Raw genomic sequence first — 14,394 nt, forward strand, 5'->3', positions numbered from 1 at the left:
ACACGAATGCAGACCTACAAGAAATTCCTCCTGGCCGCTGCCGCCACCCTGGTGTTCTCGGCCAATGCCATGGCAGCCGAAAAGCTGAAAATGGGCATCGAGGCGGCCTACCCGCCGTTCAACAACAAAGATGCCAGCGGCCAGGTGGTCGGCTTCGACAAGGACATCGGCGACGCCCTGTGCGCCAAGATGAAGGTCGAATGCGAAGTGGCCGTCTCCGACTGGGACGGCATCATCCCGGCGCTGAACGCCAAGAAGTCCGATTTCATCATCTCCTCGCTGTCGATCACCGACGAGCGCAAGCAGGCCGTTGACTTCACCGACCCCTACTACTCGAACAAGCAGCAGTTCATCGCGCCGAAAAACGTCGACTTCAAGACCGACCGCGCTTCGCTCAAGGGCAAGACCATCGGCACCCAGCGCGCCACCCAGGCGGCTACCTGGCTGGACGATAACGGCGGCATGGACGGCGAGTTCAAGGTCAACCTGTATGACGGCCAGGAAAATGCCTACCTCGACCTCACCTCGGGCCGCGTCGACGCCATCCTCGCCGACAAGTACGCCAACTACGACTGGCTGAAATCCGAAGCCGGCAAGAACTACGAGTTCAAGGGCGACCCGGTGAACGAGAGCGACAAGGTCGGCATCGCGGTACGCAAGGGCGACAACGAGCTGCGTAACAAGCTCAATGCTGCGCTGAAGGAAATCGTCGCCGACGGTACCTACAAGAAGATCAACGACAAGTATTTCCCGTTCAGCATCTATTGATTCGCCCCGACAGGCATCGTCGCCCTGGCGATGCCTGTCCCTTGAACAAACTTACCCATGAATATCGACCTGCACGGATTCGGCCCGGCCATGATGGCCGGCACCCTGATGACCGTAAAACTGGCGCTCTGCGCCTTGCTGCTGGGGCTGGTCCTGGGCCTGCTCGGCGCCCTGGCCAAGACCTCGTCGGTCAAGCCGCTGCAATGGCTTGGCGGCTTCTATTCCACGCTGGTGCGCGGCGTACCTGAACTGCTTTGGGTGCTGCTCATCTACTTCGGCACCGTCGGGCTGATGAACAGCCTGGGCGAAGCCCTGAACATGCCGGGCCTGGAGCTCAGCGCCTTCGCCGCCGGCGTCATCGCCCTGGGCCTGTGCTTCGGCGCCTACGCCACGGAAGTGTTCCGTGGCGCGATCCTGGCCATCCCCAAGGGCCACCGTGAGGCGGGGCTGGCCCTGGGCCTGTCCAAGGGCCGCATCCTGTCGCGGATCATCCTGCCGCAGATGTGGCGCGTGGCCCTGCCGGGCCTGGGCAACCTGTTCATGATCCTGATGAAGGACACCGCGCTGGTGTCGGTGATCGGCCTTGAAGAAATCATGCGCCACGCGCAGATCGGCGTGACCGTGACCAAGGAACCCTTCACCTTCTACGCCGTGGCCGCCTGTATCTACCTGGGCCTGACGGTGATTGCCATGACCGGCATGCACTTCCTGGAAAAGCGCGCCGCTCGCGGCTTCGTGAGGGCTGAATAAATGAACTGGGAAGTCATCATCAAGTGGCTGCCACGCCTGGCCCAGGGCGCGACCCTGACCCTGGAGCTGGTGGCCATCGCCGTGATCGCCGGGCTGATCCTGGCCATCCCGCTGGGGATCGCCCGCTCCTCGCGCCACTGGTACGTGCGCGCCCTGCCCTACGGCTACATCTTCTTCTTCCGTGGCACGCCGCTGCTGGTACAGCTGTTCCTGGTGTACTACGGCCTGGCGCAGTTCGACCTGGTGCGCGACAGCTCGCTATGGCCGTACCTGCGCGACCCGTTCTGGTGCACGGTGCTGACCATGACCCTGCACACTGCCGCCTACATCGCCGAGATCCTGCGTGGCGCGCTGCAGGCGATCCCCAAGGGTGAGATCGAGGCGGCCCGGGCACTGGGCATGTCGCGCGCCAAGACGCTGTTCTACATCATGCTGCCGCGCGCCGCGCGCATCGGCCTGCCGGCCTACAGCAACGAAGTGATCCTGATGCTCAAGGCCAGCGCCCTGGCCAGTACCGTGACGCTGCTGGAGCTGACCGGCATGGCGCGGACCATCATCGCGCGCACCTACCTGCCGGTGGAGATCTTCTTCGCCGCGGGCGTGTTCTACCTGGTGATCTCGTTCGGCCTGGTCCAGGGCTTCAAGCTGCTGGAGCGCTGGTTGCGCGTGGATGCCTGCCAGGGGCGATAAGTAAGACAGTGAACCCGGGGCCGCTGCGCGCCCCATCGCGGCACAAGGCCGCTCCTACAGGCGGGACGCAATGCCCTGTAGGAGCGGCCTTGTGTCGCGATGGAGCGCACCGCGCTCCCTCTCGATAGCGCCGCGGTGCTCGCATGCAAACCACTTCCCATCTCCAAGGCCAGCAGCTCATCGAGCGCTTCCAGGCCCTCGACCACTTCCTGACCCAGCACCAGCAGCTGTGGCGCCCACGCCCCTTCACCCAGTTGCGCCTGGACTGGGAAGCCCAGCACCCCGAGCTCGCCACCTGGCTGCGCAACCGCACCCTGGAGCAGGCCGAAGACGCCCAACAACACCTCGAGCAATTGCCTGCCCCGGCACCCTTCCCGCAGCTGGCCGCCCAGGCCTTGCAGTTGTCCGCCGTCGGCGAACTGCCCGATGCCGGCCTGCACCCGGCCGGCCACCGCCTGGACGTCAACGTCCCTGGCCGCAAATGGCAGCAGATCGAAGCCTTCACTCGGCGCCTGGCCTTCAGCCAGCCCCCGCGCCACTGGCTCGATTGGTGCTCGGGCAAGGGCCACCTGGGCCGCCGCCTGCTGCAACCCGGCCAGCACCTGACCTGCCTGGAGTATGACGGCGAACTGGTCGCCGCTGGCCAGGCCCTGAGTGATCACCACCACCTGCCCGCTCGCCATCTGCGCCAGGACGTGCTGGCAGCCGACAGCGCGCGGCACCTGGACCAGGACAAGAGCGCGGTGGCCCTGCACGCCTGTGGCGATTTGCATGTACGCCTGCTGCAACTGGCCAGCCAGCAAGGCTGCCGGCAAGTGGCGATCGCCCCGTGCTGCTACAACCGCATCCAGGGCAACAGCTACCAGCCGCTGTCCACAGCCGCTCAGCAATCGTCGTTGCATCTGTCGGCGGCCGACCTGGGCCTGCCACTCAGCGAAGCCGTCACCTCCAGCGCCCGAGTCCGTCGCCAGCGCGACGCCTCCATGGCGCGGCGCCTGGGCTTCGACCTGTTGCAGCGCGCGCAACGCGGGACCGACGATTACCTGTCGGCCCCCTCGCTGGCCATCAGTTGGTTGGAGAAACCGTTCGAGCAGTACTGTCGCGACCTCGCCGAGCTGCGCCAGGTGCCGCTGCTCGGCGAGCCCGACTGGGCAGCCCTGGAAGCCGCCGGCTGGCAGCGCCTGGCCGTGGTGCGCAACCTGGAGCTGGTGCGCAACTTGTTCCGCCGGCCGCTGGAGATATGGCTGGTGCTCGACCGTGCCTTGTACCTTGAAGAACAAGGCTACGCAGTCAATGTCGGGTTGTTCTGCGACTACCCCCTGACCCCACGCAACCTGCTGGTGCTCGGCGAACGCGACGGATAGCCGCACAATGCTTGAAAACCTGTGGATAAGTCTGTGAACAAGCTTGTGATGAAAATCACGGAATCTTGGATCCCGGGGCTATTTGCGGCGCTTTGCTTATTCCGTTGAAATGCTGAAAACCAACAAAAACAGGCCTTTGCGCAAAGACCGGTGGTCACGCCAGTCGGCATGCCTTTCGCGCAACCGGCAAATGCCTCTTGTGCATAAGCGTTTTCGCCAGAGCTGTATTCACGCCAGTTTCAAGAGGCTCATGCCCACCAGCAACAACACCAAACCGAGCCAGCCACGCCCGGCCAAACGCTGGCCGAACAACGCCCAACCCATGGCCACGGTGGCGAGAATGCCGAAGCCACCCCAGATGGCGTAGGCCAGCGACAGCTCGATGTCCTGCACAGCCTGGGCCAGGGCGGTAAAGGCCGCCAGCACGGCGATGATCGAGGCCACGCCCAGCCCTTTGCGGCGAAAACCGTCGGAGTACTTGAGCAGCAGGTTGGCCAGCACTTCCAGCACGATGGCCAGGGCCAGCCAGGCGAATGGCATCAGCATGGCAGTGCCTCCCCTTCAGCCGTGGTCGGTTTGCTGCGGGTACCGGCTTTTACCAACAGGATGCCGGCGATCATCACCGCCAGCCCCAGGGCCTTGGTCCAGCCCAGGCTTTCGCCCAGCCACAGCACGCTGACCAGGGTAATCAGGACAATGCCGATACCCTCCCACAACGCGTAGGCCACACCCACCGGCACACGCTTGACCGCCAGGGCGAGGAAGAAATACGACAGGCAGATCATGCCGTACATGACGACATAACCCATCACGGGGAAATGCGTGGCGGCGAATTTCATCGACGCCGTGCCGATCACCTCGGCGGTGATGGCGACGCTCAGATAGATCCAGGAACGCATGATGCCCTCCCATGGGCGACAGCGACCGGGCGCACAGGCACCGGCAGAAAGAAATGTTTACGGCTGCAGAGGGAGGGTGGCGCTAGAGGTCGCCGGTCCAGTGACGTTCACGAGAAACCAGGCGGGAAGAAGCGAGGAGCTTGAAAGCTTTACTGTTCAACATAATGAACACAAGATTAGCTCAGATGATCGATTAAGTCAAAACGATAGCTAGAGACTAATAATTTCCCGCGCCTACATTGCGTCTTTCAGAAAATCCCCCTTAAAGCTTGCTGAAAGCTTCGTAAATTATATTCCCCGCCCGGCTTCGTCGGCAGCCCGCGCTTGCGCAGCCGTAGGTTGCGCCAGCAGGGAGCAGGCCTGCTGCCATGCTCGCGCGACACCGCCATGCCCTCGGCGCCCAGCGCCACGGCCCCGCCCTGCGACAAAGCGTCGCCATTGTCACAGATCAAGAATTAATTATTGTTTTACGATAATTTATCAAGAATAATCCGCACCGTTCATCACTGTACGGAGGCACCCCATGAACAGTAGATCCGTGGCCTATGCGCGTTCGCGCCTACGGGCCATCGGCGTATTCGCCGCTTATATGGCCTGGACCACCGCCGCACTCGAACTGCTCGCCACACCACTGCTGTGCATTTTCGATTACCCGGACATGCAGGCGGCCTATCTGCAAATCCACGGCGAGCACATGCCCTTGCTGCTGGAGCCCGGCTATCAGGCATCGACCCTGGCGATCAGCCTGGTGCTGGCAGTCGAGATGATCCCCACATTCATCTCGGTCACCGCCCTGGGCTTGACCGGCCTGTTCTTCCACCGCCTGTCCCGCGGCCAGACCTGGACCTCGGCCAACATCAAGATGCTGTGGTGGGTCGGCCTGCTGTGCATTGGCACGCCATTGCTGTGGCCGGTGACCTACACCCTGCAAGGCCTGGCGCTGGCCATCGACCTGCCGGCCGGCGAGAGAAGCTTCAACGTCTCGATCGGTGTATCATCGCAGGCTGTCTACGAGATCATGAAAGGCATCCTGCTGTGTGCCTTCTCGCTGCTCATGCGTGACGCCAAGACCATCAGCGATGAACACAACTGTTATGTCTAACCGCCTCCTATGCCGATAATCATCCGCCTCGACGTCGTCATGGCCCGGAACAAGATGCGTTCCAAGGACCTGGCGGAAATCATCGGCATCACGGAAGCAAACCTGTCGCTGCTGAAGAACGGCAAGATCAAGGGTTTCAAGATCGAGACCCTGGAGAAGCTGTGTCGCGCCCTGAACTGCCAGCCTGGCGATCTGCTGGAGTTCAGCGACGAATGATCAAGGACTGCAACACCCATGGCACTTTTGCACAATGGCCTGGCCGCCCTGGTACTGGCCTGCCTGGCCCTGGCCCTCACCGGCTGCGGCCCGAGCTACACCTATAGATACTCGCCACCGCCCAGCGCGCATGGCATGAACTGCATCAACAGCTGCTCGATGGAGCGCAACCATTGCAAGCAGATGGCCCGCTTGCAGGAAAACAGCGAACGCGCGCTGTACCAGGCCGAGATGCGCACCTACGAGTACTGCCAGAAAGGCAAGAGCAAAAAAGAAGCGCGTCACAGTTGCCACTACCCGAGCTACCCGTTCAACACGGGCAGCAGCTACAGTTGCGGGTCTGATTACGACTCCTGCTACATGGCCTGCGGCGGCACCATCCAGCGCATTTTGATCAAAGACTGAACCCGGAACGGACTCGAACATCGTGAAACACGTGAAATCCCTCGCCCTGCTGACCGCCCTCCTGGCCATGACCGGCTGCGCCAACGACTTCCCGGCCAGCAAGCCAGCGCCACTGGACTGGAACATGCCCGGCATGCAACTGGGCGGCGACCGCGGCCTGCCGCTGCACAAGGCCGACGGCAGCTGCCGCAAGCGCGGCTGCGACAACAGCAAGCTGATTTTCAACCCCGGCAAAATGGAGCCAGGCGTCAACTCCATGCACCGCGGCTGGTAGGAAAATTCTCCTTTCTGCGCGGTGACTTAGGGGATTGTGCGATGGATGCGAGGAAGTGGTTTACAGCCGCGAATCCATCGCTATAATGACGCCCCTGTGCCGGTATAGCTCAGATGGTAGAGCAACTGACTTGTAATCAGTAGGTCCCGGGTTCGATTCCTGGTGCCGGCACCATTCAAGGTTCCAGAGAAAGCTTTCAAAATCTCTGGAACCCCCGAAAAACCCGCCTTCTGGCGGGTTTTTTCGTTTTGGCGTTCCGTCGGATTCCGAGGGTAGCCAGCGCTAATAAGGGTAGTTTTAAGGATACCTACCAATTCGACATTGGAAAGTACCCTTATGGCTCGCACAACGGCCCCCCTTACCGACAACGCCTGCCGCACTGCAAAGGCTCGCGAACGTGAGTACAAGCTTTTTGACGGAGATGGCCTTTACCTGCTCGTGAAGCCCAATGGTCGTAAAGGCTGGCGGCTCAGGTATGTGAAGCCCGATGGCCGCGAGGGCCTGACCTCACTTGGCAACTATCCAGTGATCGGGCTGGCTGACGCTCGCCACAAGCGCTTCGAGCTCAAACAGCAGCTCGCCAACGGCATTGACCCTATACAGTCCAAGCAGCAGGCCAAGGTGCAAGCCGTGATCAATGGCCGCACCTTCGAAAGCGTTGCGCTCGATTGGTATGCCGGGATGGTGCCGAAGTGGGCGCCGGGCCATGCCAAGACTGTGCTCAGCCGGTTGAAGACTCACGTATTCCCTTTGCTCGGTGCCAGGGCAATCGTTGAACTCGACACCCACGACCTCATGCAGCCACTGGAAGCCGTGACGAAGCGCGGCACCATCGACGTGGCGCTCAGGATCAAGAACTACCTGCAAAGCATCATGCGCGAAGCCAAACGGCTGCGACTGATCACGGCGAACCCAGCTCACGATCTCGATGGCTCGATCAAAACGCCACGGGTTACACATCGACCCGCACTACCCTTATCGCGGTTGCCTGAGCTACAGGCGCGTATCGACGGCTACAAAGGTCGCCCGCTCACGCGCCTCACGGTGATGCTATCGCTGCACGTGTTCGTACGCTCCAGCGAACTGCGCTTCGCCCGTTGGAACGAGTTTGACCTCAAGCGCGGCATCTGGGAAATCCCCGATACCCGCCCGGCGCTAGATGGTGTGCCCTTTTCTACAAGGGGTACGAAGATGGCCGGGGACATTCACGTTGTACCCTTATCGCCGCAAGCGGCGGCCTTGCTTGAGCAAATCCACACGATCACCGGCAAATTCGACCTGGTCTTCGCTGGGGATGCCAAGCCATGGAAACCGATGTCCGAAAACACGGTGAATGCTGCGCTCAGGACGATGGGCTACGACACCAAGGTAGATATCTGCGGCCACGGATTCCGAGCTATGGCGTGCAGTGCGCTGGTCGAGTCCGGGCTGTGGTCGGAGACGGCTATCGAGCGGCAGATGAGCCACAAGGAACGCAACAACGTGCGCGCCGCCTATACCCACAAGGCTGAGTTCCTCGAAGAGCGCCGGATGATCATGACCTGGTGGAGCCGGTTTCTGGAGGCGAACCGCGAGGACCATGTGACGCCGCATGAGTTTGCCAATCAGGCGGGCGAAAACGTCACGCGCCTTCGCAGTGCCAAGAGGACCGAGTAACCCGCCGCACCACCACCTCAACTCGCTGTGAAGTTACCCACAGCACCGCATGAAGCTCCTCCGCGCGGGTCCTTTCAAACGGGGCTGCAAAGCCGCCCCGTTTGAAAGGACCATACCTAAGAAAAAAACCGCTGGCACAGCGTACGTCTGTGGAAAACCACTGATGTCCACCGGGGGATAGTTTTATCCACAGGCGCTAAATCCCTGATATCGCGCTGCTTGACGAATATTGCCCACAAGCGTAGACCGGGAGTCGCAAGAGCTGTCGATGACAGCACCCCAGGTGACCCGAACCTTAAAGGTCACGCCGCTCCCGCGGTGGTTCACCCGCAAGTACGATTCGCGTCCGGCAGCTCGTACGGTCACTACCCATGTGATGGATGCCAACTCAATATCGTTGCCCCTGCGGCAACCACCCTACCCATCTGCTCAGCAGCAACCTATCCGCTTGGCCATTTCGCGTGCGCCAACCTGCGCCCGTCTCTTTCACTGGAAAGAGACGGGCGCTCCTGACACTGCTGCAGCCCTGAACGCACATGGCTCAGCGGCAATTCCCCTCGTGACAATCGGCGTGACAAACGCCGATGTCACCAGCAACAGCCATGTAGATGATGGTGCCGCAGACCAGGGAATGGACTGCACCTGACTGACAGTCAGGCATGCCCCGGTCATCGCATTGCTGCGTTCACCCGACTCAGGATCTCGCGGCACTTGTCTCGTCAGCCAATGCAGCCTCCACCCGCCCACCGGTAACGGTGCTCAGGAGGCCAGATCATGAGATGCCCTTGCTCCCGGACGTAAGGAGCCGCCAGTCCCGCGTAGAGGACATTCCCCACAGGTCGCAGGGGCCTTGATCCCTGATAACACTCAACATTCTTGGCGGGATGACGTGGGGCGAAGATCGGAGATCGGATGATGAGGTGACTGACATGGCATTGGTGGGTAGACGCGATGGCCGCAATTTCGGTTACGGCAGGCAATTGAGCTACGCAGGGCCGCAGGCGCTGAAAGACATGTTCGGTGGCGGTCATTACGGCACGGTCAAGGCGCACTGTGATCGGTGGCAGGCATTCGTGAAGTGGTGCCGCTCAGAACAGGGGCCGCGTATCAATGATGCGCGGCAGATTGATCGGAAGGTGTTGGCGGACTATGCGGCGTATCTGCGCGACGTGGTTAGGCGCGGCGACCTTGCTGTCAGTACCGCACAAAACCGCCTATCCAGCGTTAACAGGACCATGGCGGCGCTTCGCGGTGATCAGTGCGTGAAACTGCCCAGTCCGAGCAAGGCGCTGGGTATGCAGCGCACCGGGGTTCGACATTCAGTGCCGCAGGGCCAAGGCCGCGAACAGGTTAAGCAGATCGTCGACGCGCTTTGCCGCGATCATCAGCAACGAGCCGCCGCAATCGTTCTATTGGCGCGAGCCACCGGCATGCGTTTACGTGAGGCCATCTTAGCTGACCTGCCACGGCTGAGCCGTGAGGCTGAAGGCTTAGGCAGAATCAACATTCAGGACGGCACCAAAGGCGGCCGCGCGGGAGCCTCAGCACCCCGCTGGATTTCGGTCGGTGATCAAGTTCGAGGTGCACTTGGGGTTGCATGCCAGGTGTCGCCTGCCGGTAGCCGTAACATGATTGCGCCATACGAAAGCTACCTGAGTCTCTTAAAAGAAATCATCCGCCCTGCGCGCGACATCCTGCATGCACACAACCTCAGAGGCTTCCATGAGCTACGAGCGGCCTATGCATGTGAGCGCTATGAGCAAATTACTCAACACCACGCGCCCATCAACGGCGGCCATTGTTGCCAGGTAGATAGGAACCTTGATCGTGAGGCCCGGAGGCAAATCAGCTATGAGCTGGGGCACCGTCGGATCGACGTGGTCGCGGCTTACATTGGGGGACGGCATGAGTAAGCCATTCGACATGGAGCTGTTCTTAGCTGGAGTGCTGACCGGCTCACACGTAACCCGGCGACGCCATGTACGGCAGGCGAAAACCATCCAGGCTGAGATTGCAGAGCGGTGGCAGTTGGAAACACCTTGGGCTTGGCAGAGAAAGCATGTCGTTTGGTTTCTGGAGCATCGCCTACGCAAACGCAGCGACGCAACGCGGTATTATTACGTGCTGACAGTACGACTGCTCACTCAGCGCCTAGGAACGACATGGATTTTCAATCTGTAAGTGAGACTTTGATCTGAAGATCACGACTGACAGCATTCGGCCAAGCCGAGGCAGCCCAGGCCAAAGGGGCAACCTCATTCGTCGGTAAATTGTTATGTGATAATGACCGCCCGTTGCCAAGCTTTCGCGCCCCGAGTGGTCAGTGGCCGAGGAACTGCTGCAATGCTTGCATGTCCCTAGCTCAAGGCTAGAGATGTTGATTTGCACTGCCTGTGCTGGGGCGGTTTCTTGATGTCGATGATATAATGAAGCCCGCTCGGCCTGACGTATTAAGCCTCAGTGATCAGCATTGGCAAATCAGATGACGGGCATCTAGTTAAGATCAATATCAGTACAGCTTAGACAAATGCTATACGCGAGATGAAAACCATATTAATCTTATCTCAGGAAAATTTATTTAAATATGTTGCGAGCATATAACTAAAATGTTAAATGACTCATTAATTCGTGTTGCGCTGCTGGCTAGATTAAGAAATGCTCATCCTCAGCCTAAAGCTCTCATTGAAGAACTACGAGTTCACAACGGCAATGCTATTGCGGACGTTGTTGCAGTTCATAAAGAGGCCCATTGTTACGAAATCAAGGGGGATGGTGACAAAGTCGAAAGAATTGCTCAGCAAGGCATATATTATGACCTCGCTTTCAGAAAGGTTACTTTAGTAACCACGTCTAAGCACATAGCAAAAGCAATTAAAATTGCACCCGCCCATTGGGGAGTGCTTGAAGCGAAAGAAAACTCTACGGGTAAAATTATTTTCAAACCAGTTCGCCAAGCTCAGAAAAGCGTTGCATTTGACAAGCAGATAGCGCTTTTGACTCTCTGGCGAAATGAATTATTTGAAATCGCAAGCAGTATAGAGGATAAAGTTCAGAACAAAATAAATAGAGACTCTCTATCTTTTCTCATCTCCCAGGCCTTCGGTGCCCAAGAGCTTAGCCTGACAATAGGCAAAGCCCTTGTGCTTAGGACACTTACAAAAGATCAAGCATAAAGGAGATGTGGGAATTAATTGTAGGCTTTAAGACACTACCGGGCATGACCGTCGATCCAAGCCCTGCAGCTTTTTCAACCAGATACAAATCCCCTTCCGAATTTCCGTGCCGGAAGAAGCTCTTTGCGACTATAGTTGCGGCTATGTCGTTGTATTGCTTAAACCCGCGGGGATGTGTCTTAATCCCCCCGCCACGTACAATATAGTGCTTATCCTCATAAGAGTAGACAACCTTAGGTGCAGTAACGTTTAGCATATTGCGGGGATCAATATCAGAGTCCGAGTAGTCAGGACTCACAATAGTATAGTCCCCAAAAATCACATTATGACCGGCGAGTCCAGAAATAGCGCTGCTGTAGATAGCAATTTCGTTACGATCCAGATGCTTTTCGCTATTAGTTGAAAGTACGTCGCCTGCTACTGGCGGAAGTGTAGAACCTGTAATAACAATAGCTTCGTATGCATGATCCGCAACTGCTGCTGCACAGAACGCTTTTATCTGCGCGCCACGAGCAATCGCGTCAACTCCCTTGCAAACCCTGTTGTCTAGAACGAGCACCCATCGATCATATATACCCTTCCCCATCGCTATTAGATCTAAAATATCTGTTCTAATCAGGCTGTAACTGACCAGATCATCGCTGGAAACACGCAAAGCGATTCGCCTGTTATTCACAGCTCTAGTAATCGCTGGTGTAAACACGCAAGAATTTCGATCAGCAGTACGATCCACCCCAACAACGGGATTAAAATTTAGGTCTTGAGCAAGCATGCATGCTGCGAGATATTCGTAGCTGGGACGGCCGCCGATTAGGATAGAATCTGGAATATCGTAGTCATCTACGAAGTATTCGGGAACGCCCTTCATATTCAGGCAGAATTTCCGAGCAGCGGTCTCTATAGTCTTCTTTAATACTTTAGCATCCATATCTTTCTTCAATGGTAGATCGAAGAAAGGAGCGACAAGCTTTTTTCTTTCCTTGCTAAGAGACTTGATCGCGCCAAATTCATTAGCTTTGGCTTTCAGGAATGGAATGTACTTAGGCATCTGAGCTGATCATCCTTTTGACGCTTATCTCATGGATAACGCTGTTGAAAAGAGTATAGTTCCCTGAATCATGTCTTACAAAGCCGGCAAGAACTGCAGGGTGCATCGAAAATTTCTGTGCATCCTTAAGCAACTCATCTTCACTACGATGCCTCCGCACTGAAGCAGATCGCCAATCGCTGCGACTAATAAAGGATTCTTTGGCTAGCTGGTTTGCCTCTAGCTCAACAATGTCTTCACCAAGATCTTCAAGACAGTCAAAGTGAGGATCATCAAGGCGATCATAATGAATTGAAACATGAGACAGCTCATGCATCAATGTAAACCAAAAATAGTCGTATCTATCATATCGCAACGTCATACCAACAACAGGAGTTCCACATTGGAGCTTAAAGAACACTCCATCAGTCCTCATACCGGAACTTTGAGGCAAGAAAACGAGTACAACCCCATGCTGCCAGAGATAGCTGGATATTTGCTTCAAATTTTCAGGATTTAAGGACAGCCTGGATAAATCTTTTAATACTTCCCTGGACAAACCTTTAAATTCTCTAACTTCTCCAGTTGAAACTACTATTTCAGCATAGCGTTGTACTTGAGAAAGCCAGAGGAAAATTTCGGCTTCTTTAGCAGTACCGCTGCGCCTAAATAGCGCACTGCCAGCTGCTCCCGACAGCAGGTCTTTAAAAATAAGGGGGTCGTCAGATCCTAGCTTTTTAGAAATTTCAGAGTAAGCCTTCAACGCACTCAGAAGTTTTTCGGGAGTGCAATCAGATGTAGAGACGAAAAAATCTTCGAACTCATTCTTATCATCCATTGGCTGCAGCTCCGAATACTTGAGCGGCTTCCCTAGCCATCTCGTAATAATCAAGACTCTCTTTATTTCTCTCGGGGAAGCAGGTCATGCCAATCTTATTGTAGTACGCAGCAGCTTTGGGTAACGAATGCAATGAAAAACCAGGGCGCAGACCTAAGGTATCAGTCGCGTACTTTGATGCATACCTAATTAAATCAGAACCTATGCCTTTAAATCGCGCGACACTCAGCGGATTAGGTCTATTCCATGGTGCAACTGCGATATATTCTATGTAAAAAATCCCTTGGCCATCTATAATACTATCTTTCGGATGGTATATAAGACAAGCAGCTTGGATGGCATCCTCAGCCTTATAAAAGAACCAGTCATAATCTTCTGCAATATGATGCATAGCTTTGGCAGTCCATCGCCAGTGAGCGTCTTCCATATGCAGGTCAGATATTTTTTTTAGCAATTCTTCTTCACTTGCTACCGAGCTTTGCACGCAGCGAAGGATTTCGACATTTTTTGCGGTCCATTCAGTATCACACTTATGGGCTAGCTCGATGTCCCATCCGTGAAGTAGCTGAAACGACACGTCTTGCCCAACAGTGTTTGTTTTAATACCAGAAATAAGGGCTGATGCCGGGGGAGAGGAAGCGATAAGAGACTTGATGCTTTTTATATCCATATAACACCGCAATTCAGTAATAACTAGATTTTGTTACAAAATCTCGGGACATTTTCCCTAGCGAAGTCGTACCGAGCCAGACATCGCACTGCTTTCAGCTTGGCGAGATCTCTGCCAATTCGGGGACATCAAATCAGGCATCAGCGTAGTAACATTTGAACCCAACGTGATAGGTACGAGATCCATTTCTTCGCCTTCAGGACTCCCAATCAGCCAAATCTTAGCAAAATCCGTCAGCGTAATGGCACTATAGTATTGCGGTCTTGTCGCACTGTCTACGCTTCCAGCGTAAATTGCCGCAGCATCGCTTTTGTGTTTCAACCAAAAAACTTCCCGCTGTGAGAGCTACTTAGAGGAAAGTACAAGGCTTCTACAGACCTCCCCACGGCGGCGGCCTGCCTTGGCGCTACTGGGTTCGTCCGTGTGTGTTCATCGTTCAATCTTGCCTGAATTTAGAAAAGGTCGAACGGGCGCCAAAGGATATTTTTAGAGATATAAAATCGCACCATAGAAATAAAAATCGTTATAAATCAATCCGATATATATATTTTCGACTCCTGGT

At 56.4% G+C, this 14,394-nt stretch carries 17 protein-coding genes and 1 tRNA gene; 13 read left to right on the forward strand and 5 right to left on the reverse strand.

The annotated features are described in order from the left end of the window. The first annotated feature begins 6 nt into the window (after nucleotides 1–6). From E3U47_RS05110 to E3U47_RS05125, 4 genes are all read left to right on the forward strand, one after another. Nucleotides 7–768 carry an ABC transporter substrate-binding protein gene (locus tag E3U47_RS05110; protein WP_110734354.1) on the forward strand — a complete coding sequence of 254 codons (762 nt, stop codon included), beginning with the start codon at nucleotides 7–9 and terminating at the stop codon, nucleotides 766–768. Nucleotides 769–825: 57 nt separating this feature from the next. Next, nucleotides 826–1,518 (forward strand): ABC transporter permease, encoded by a 693-nt coding sequence (locus tag E3U47_RS05115; RefSeq protein WP_134689923.1) that lies wholly within the window; start codon nucleotides 826–828, stop codon nucleotides 1,516–1,518. Then, the gene (locus E3U47_RS05120; RefSeq protein WP_134689924.1) at nucleotides 1,519–2,208 is read left to right on the forward strand and encodes an ABC transporter permease; all 690 of its coding nucleotides are present in this window, start codon (nucleotides 1,519–1,521) and stop codon (nucleotides 2,206–2,208) included. A gap of 143 nt (nucleotides 2,209–2,351) precedes the next feature. Beyond that, nucleotides 2,352–3,572 (forward strand): methyltransferase, encoded by a 1,221-nt coding sequence (locus tag E3U47_RS05125; protein WP_134689925.1) that lies wholly within the window; start codon nucleotides 2,352–2,354, stop codon nucleotides 3,570–3,572. A 228-nt stretch (nucleotides 3,573–3,800) separates the two neighbouring features. Here E3U47_RS05125 and mdtI read toward each other — a convergent pair whose 3' ends face one another. Together mdtI and E3U47_RS05135 are read right to left on the reverse strand one after the other, a co-directional pair. Then, complete coding sequence (mdtI, locus tag E3U47_RS05130) at nucleotides 3,801–4,118, reverse strand: multidrug/spermidine efflux SMR transporter subunit MdtI (protein WP_134689926.1); 318 nt, start codon at nucleotides 4,116–4,118, stop codon at nucleotides 3,801–3,803. Further along, a complete protein-coding gene (locus E3U47_RS05135; protein WP_134689927.1) occupies nucleotides 4,112–4,471 on the reverse strand; it encodes an SMR family transporter in 360 nt (119 codons plus the stop codon). Before E3U47_RS05135 ends, mdtI begins: the two co-directional genes overlap by 7 nt. A gap of 523 nt (nucleotides 4,472–4,994) precedes the next feature. Here E3U47_RS05135 and E3U47_RS05140 point away from each other — a divergent pair. The 9 genes from E3U47_RS05140 to E3U47_RS05185 all read left to right on the forward strand — a co-directional run bounded on the left by E3U47_RS05140 (nucleotide 4,995) and on the right by E3U47_RS05185 (nucleotide 11,297). Then, entirely contained in the window at nucleotides 4,995–5,573 is a 579-nt protein-coding gene (locus E3U47_RS05140) for a hypothetical protein (protein WP_134689928.1), read from the forward strand. A gap of 9 nt (nucleotides 5,574–5,582) precedes the next feature. Continuing rightward, a complete protein-coding gene (locus E3U47_RS05145) occupies nucleotides 5,583–5,789 on the forward strand; it encodes a helix-turn-helix transcriptional regulator (RefSeq protein WP_023629980.1) in 207 nt (68 codons plus the stop codon). A gap of 18 nt (nucleotides 5,790–5,807) precedes the next feature. Next, nucleotides 5,808–6,194 carry a hypothetical protein gene (locus E3U47_RS05150; RefSeq protein WP_134689929.1) on the forward strand — a complete coding sequence of 129 codons (387 nt, stop codon included), beginning with the start codon at nucleotides 5,808–5,810 and terminating at the stop codon, nucleotides 6,192–6,194. Between the two features lie 22 nt (nucleotides 6,195–6,216). After that, nucleotides 6,217–6,468, forward strand: a complete 252-nt coding sequence (locus tag E3U47_RS05155) for a hypothetical protein (RefSeq protein WP_372239478.1) — start codon at nucleotides 6,217–6,219, stop codon at nucleotides 6,466–6,468. Nucleotides 6,469–6,566: 98 nt separating this feature from the next. Continuing rightward, nucleotides 6,567–6,642: transfer RNA gene (locus E3U47_RS05160), tRNA-Thr, on the forward strand. A gap of 162 nt (nucleotides 6,643–6,804) precedes the next feature. Next, the gene (locus tag E3U47_RS05165; protein ID WP_134689930.1) at nucleotides 6,805–8,124 is read left to right on the forward strand and encodes an integrase arm-type DNA-binding domain-containing protein; all 1,320 of its coding nucleotides are present in this window, start codon (nucleotides 6,805–6,807) and stop codon (nucleotides 8,122–8,124) included. A 929-nt stretch (nucleotides 8,125–9,053) separates the two neighbouring features. Next, nucleotides 9,054–10,037: an integrase domain-containing protein gene (locus E3U47_RS05175; protein ID WP_134689931.1), complete on the forward strand. Its 984-nt coding sequence runs from the start codon at nucleotides 9,054–9,056 to the stop codon at nucleotides 10,035–10,037. Beyond that, nucleotides 10,030–10,305, forward strand: a complete 276-nt coding sequence (locus E3U47_RS25185; RefSeq protein ID WP_134689932.1) for a hypothetical protein — start codon at nucleotides 10,030–10,032, stop codon at nucleotides 10,303–10,305. The genes E3U47_RS05175 and E3U47_RS25185 overlap by 8 nt, the downstream gene beginning before the upstream one ends. Nucleotides 10,306–10,730: 425 nt before the next feature. Beyond that, nucleotides 10,731–11,297 carry a sce7726 family protein gene (locus E3U47_RS05185; RefSeq protein WP_134689933.1) on the forward strand — a complete coding sequence of 189 codons (567 nt, stop codon included), beginning with the start codon at nucleotides 10,731–10,733 and terminating at the stop codon, nucleotides 11,295–11,297. Here E3U47_RS05185 and E3U47_RS05190 read toward each other — a convergent pair. The 3 genes from E3U47_RS05190 to E3U47_RS05200 are packed head-to-tail and all read right to left on the reverse strand — an operon-like array spanning nucleotide 11,278 to nucleotide 13,832. After that, nucleotides 11,278–12,345, reverse strand: coding sequence for a beta family protein (locus E3U47_RS05190; RefSeq protein ID WP_134689934.1), 1,068 nt, complete (start codon nucleotides 12,343–12,345; stop codon nucleotides 11,278–11,280). The two genes, E3U47_RS05185 and E3U47_RS05190, sit on opposite strands and share 20 nt — an antisense overlap. Beyond that, the gene (locus tag E3U47_RS05195; protein WP_134689935.1) at nucleotides 12,338–13,162 is read right to left on the reverse strand and encodes an ImmA/IrrE family metallo-endopeptidase; all 825 of its coding nucleotides are present in this window, start codon (nucleotides 13,160–13,162) and stop codon (nucleotides 12,338–12,340) included. The genes E3U47_RS05190 and E3U47_RS05195 overlap by 8 nt, the downstream gene beginning before the upstream one ends. Beyond that, nucleotides 13,155–13,832 (reverse strand): N-acetyltransferase, encoded by a 678-nt coding sequence (locus E3U47_RS05200; protein ID WP_134689936.1) that lies wholly within the window; start codon nucleotides 13,830–13,832, stop codon nucleotides 13,155–13,157. The genes E3U47_RS05195 and E3U47_RS05200 overlap by 8 nt, the downstream gene beginning before the upstream one ends. Nucleotides 13,833–14,394: the final 562 nt, after the last annotated feature.

The sequence above is a fragment of the Pseudomonas sp. RIT623 genome (assembly GCF_004519305.1).
Taxonomy (GTDB): domain Bacteria; phylum Pseudomonadota; class Gammaproteobacteria; order Pseudomonadales; family Pseudomonadaceae; genus Aquipseudomonas.

What these genes read in the sequence shown, in the direction of transcription:
- E3U47_RS05110 (WP_110734354.1), top strand. Translation starts at nt 7, where the DNA reads ATGCAGACCTACAAGAAATTCCTCCTGGCCGCTGCCGCCACCCTGGTG.
- E3U47_RS05115 (WP_134689923.1), top strand. Translation starts at nt 826, where the DNA reads ATGAATATCGACCTGCACGGATTCGGCCCGGCCATGATGGCCGGCACC.
- E3U47_RS05120 (WP_134689924.1), top strand. Translation starts at nt 1,519, where the DNA reads ATGAACTGGGAAGTCATCATCAAGTGGCTGCCACGCCTGGCCCAGGGC.
- E3U47_RS05125 (WP_134689925.1), top strand. Translation starts at nt 2,352, where the DNA reads ATGCAAACCACTTCCCATCTCCAAGGCCAGCAGCTCATCGAGCGCTTC.
- mdtI (WP_134689926.1), bottom strand. Translation starts at nt 4,118, where the DNA reads ATGCTGATGCCATTCGCCTGGCTGGCCCTGGCCATCGTGCTGGAAGTG.
- E3U47_RS05135 (WP_134689927.1), bottom strand. Translation starts at nt 4,471, where the DNA reads ATGCGTTCCTGGATCTATCTGAGCGTCGCCATCACCGCCGAGGTGATC.
- E3U47_RS05140 (WP_134689928.1), top strand. Translation starts at nt 4,995, where the DNA reads ATGAACAGTAGATCCGTGGCCTATGCGCGTTCGCGCCTACGGGCCATC.
- E3U47_RS05145 (WP_023629980.1), top strand. Translation starts at nt 5,583, where the DNA reads ATGCCGATAATCATCCGCCTCGACGTCGTCATGGCCCGGAACAAGATG.
- E3U47_RS05150 (WP_134689929.1), top strand. Translation starts at nt 5,808, where the DNA reads ATGGCACTTTTGCACAATGGCCTGGCCGCCCTGGTACTGGCCTGCCTG.
- E3U47_RS05165 (WP_134689930.1), top strand. Translation starts at nt 6,805, where the DNA reads ATGGCTCGCACAACGGCCCCCCTTACCGACAACGCCTGCCGCACTGCA.
- E3U47_RS05175 (WP_134689931.1), top strand. Translation starts at nt 9,054, where the DNA reads ATGGCATTGGTGGGTAGACGCGATGGCCGCAATTTCGGTTACGGCAGG.
- E3U47_RS25185 (WP_134689932.1), top strand. Translation starts at nt 10,030, where the DNA reads ATGAGTAAGCCATTCGACATGGAGCTGTTCTTAGCTGGAGTGCTGACC.
- E3U47_RS05185 (WP_134689933.1), top strand. Translation starts at nt 10,731, where the DNA reads ATGTTAAATGACTCATTAATTCGTGTTGCGCTGCTGGCTAGATTAAGA.
- E3U47_RS05190 (WP_134689934.1), bottom strand. Translation starts at nt 12,345, where the DNA reads ATGCCTAAGTACATTCCATTCCTGAAAGCCAAAGCTAATGAATTTGGC.
- E3U47_RS05195 (WP_134689935.1), bottom strand. Translation starts at nt 13,162, where the DNA reads ATGGATGATAAGAATGAGTTCGAAGATTTTTTCGTCTCTACATCTGAT.
- E3U47_RS05200 (WP_134689936.1), bottom strand. Translation starts at nt 13,832, where the DNA reads ATGGATATAAAAAGCATCAAGTCTCTTATCGCTTCCTCTCCCCCGGCA.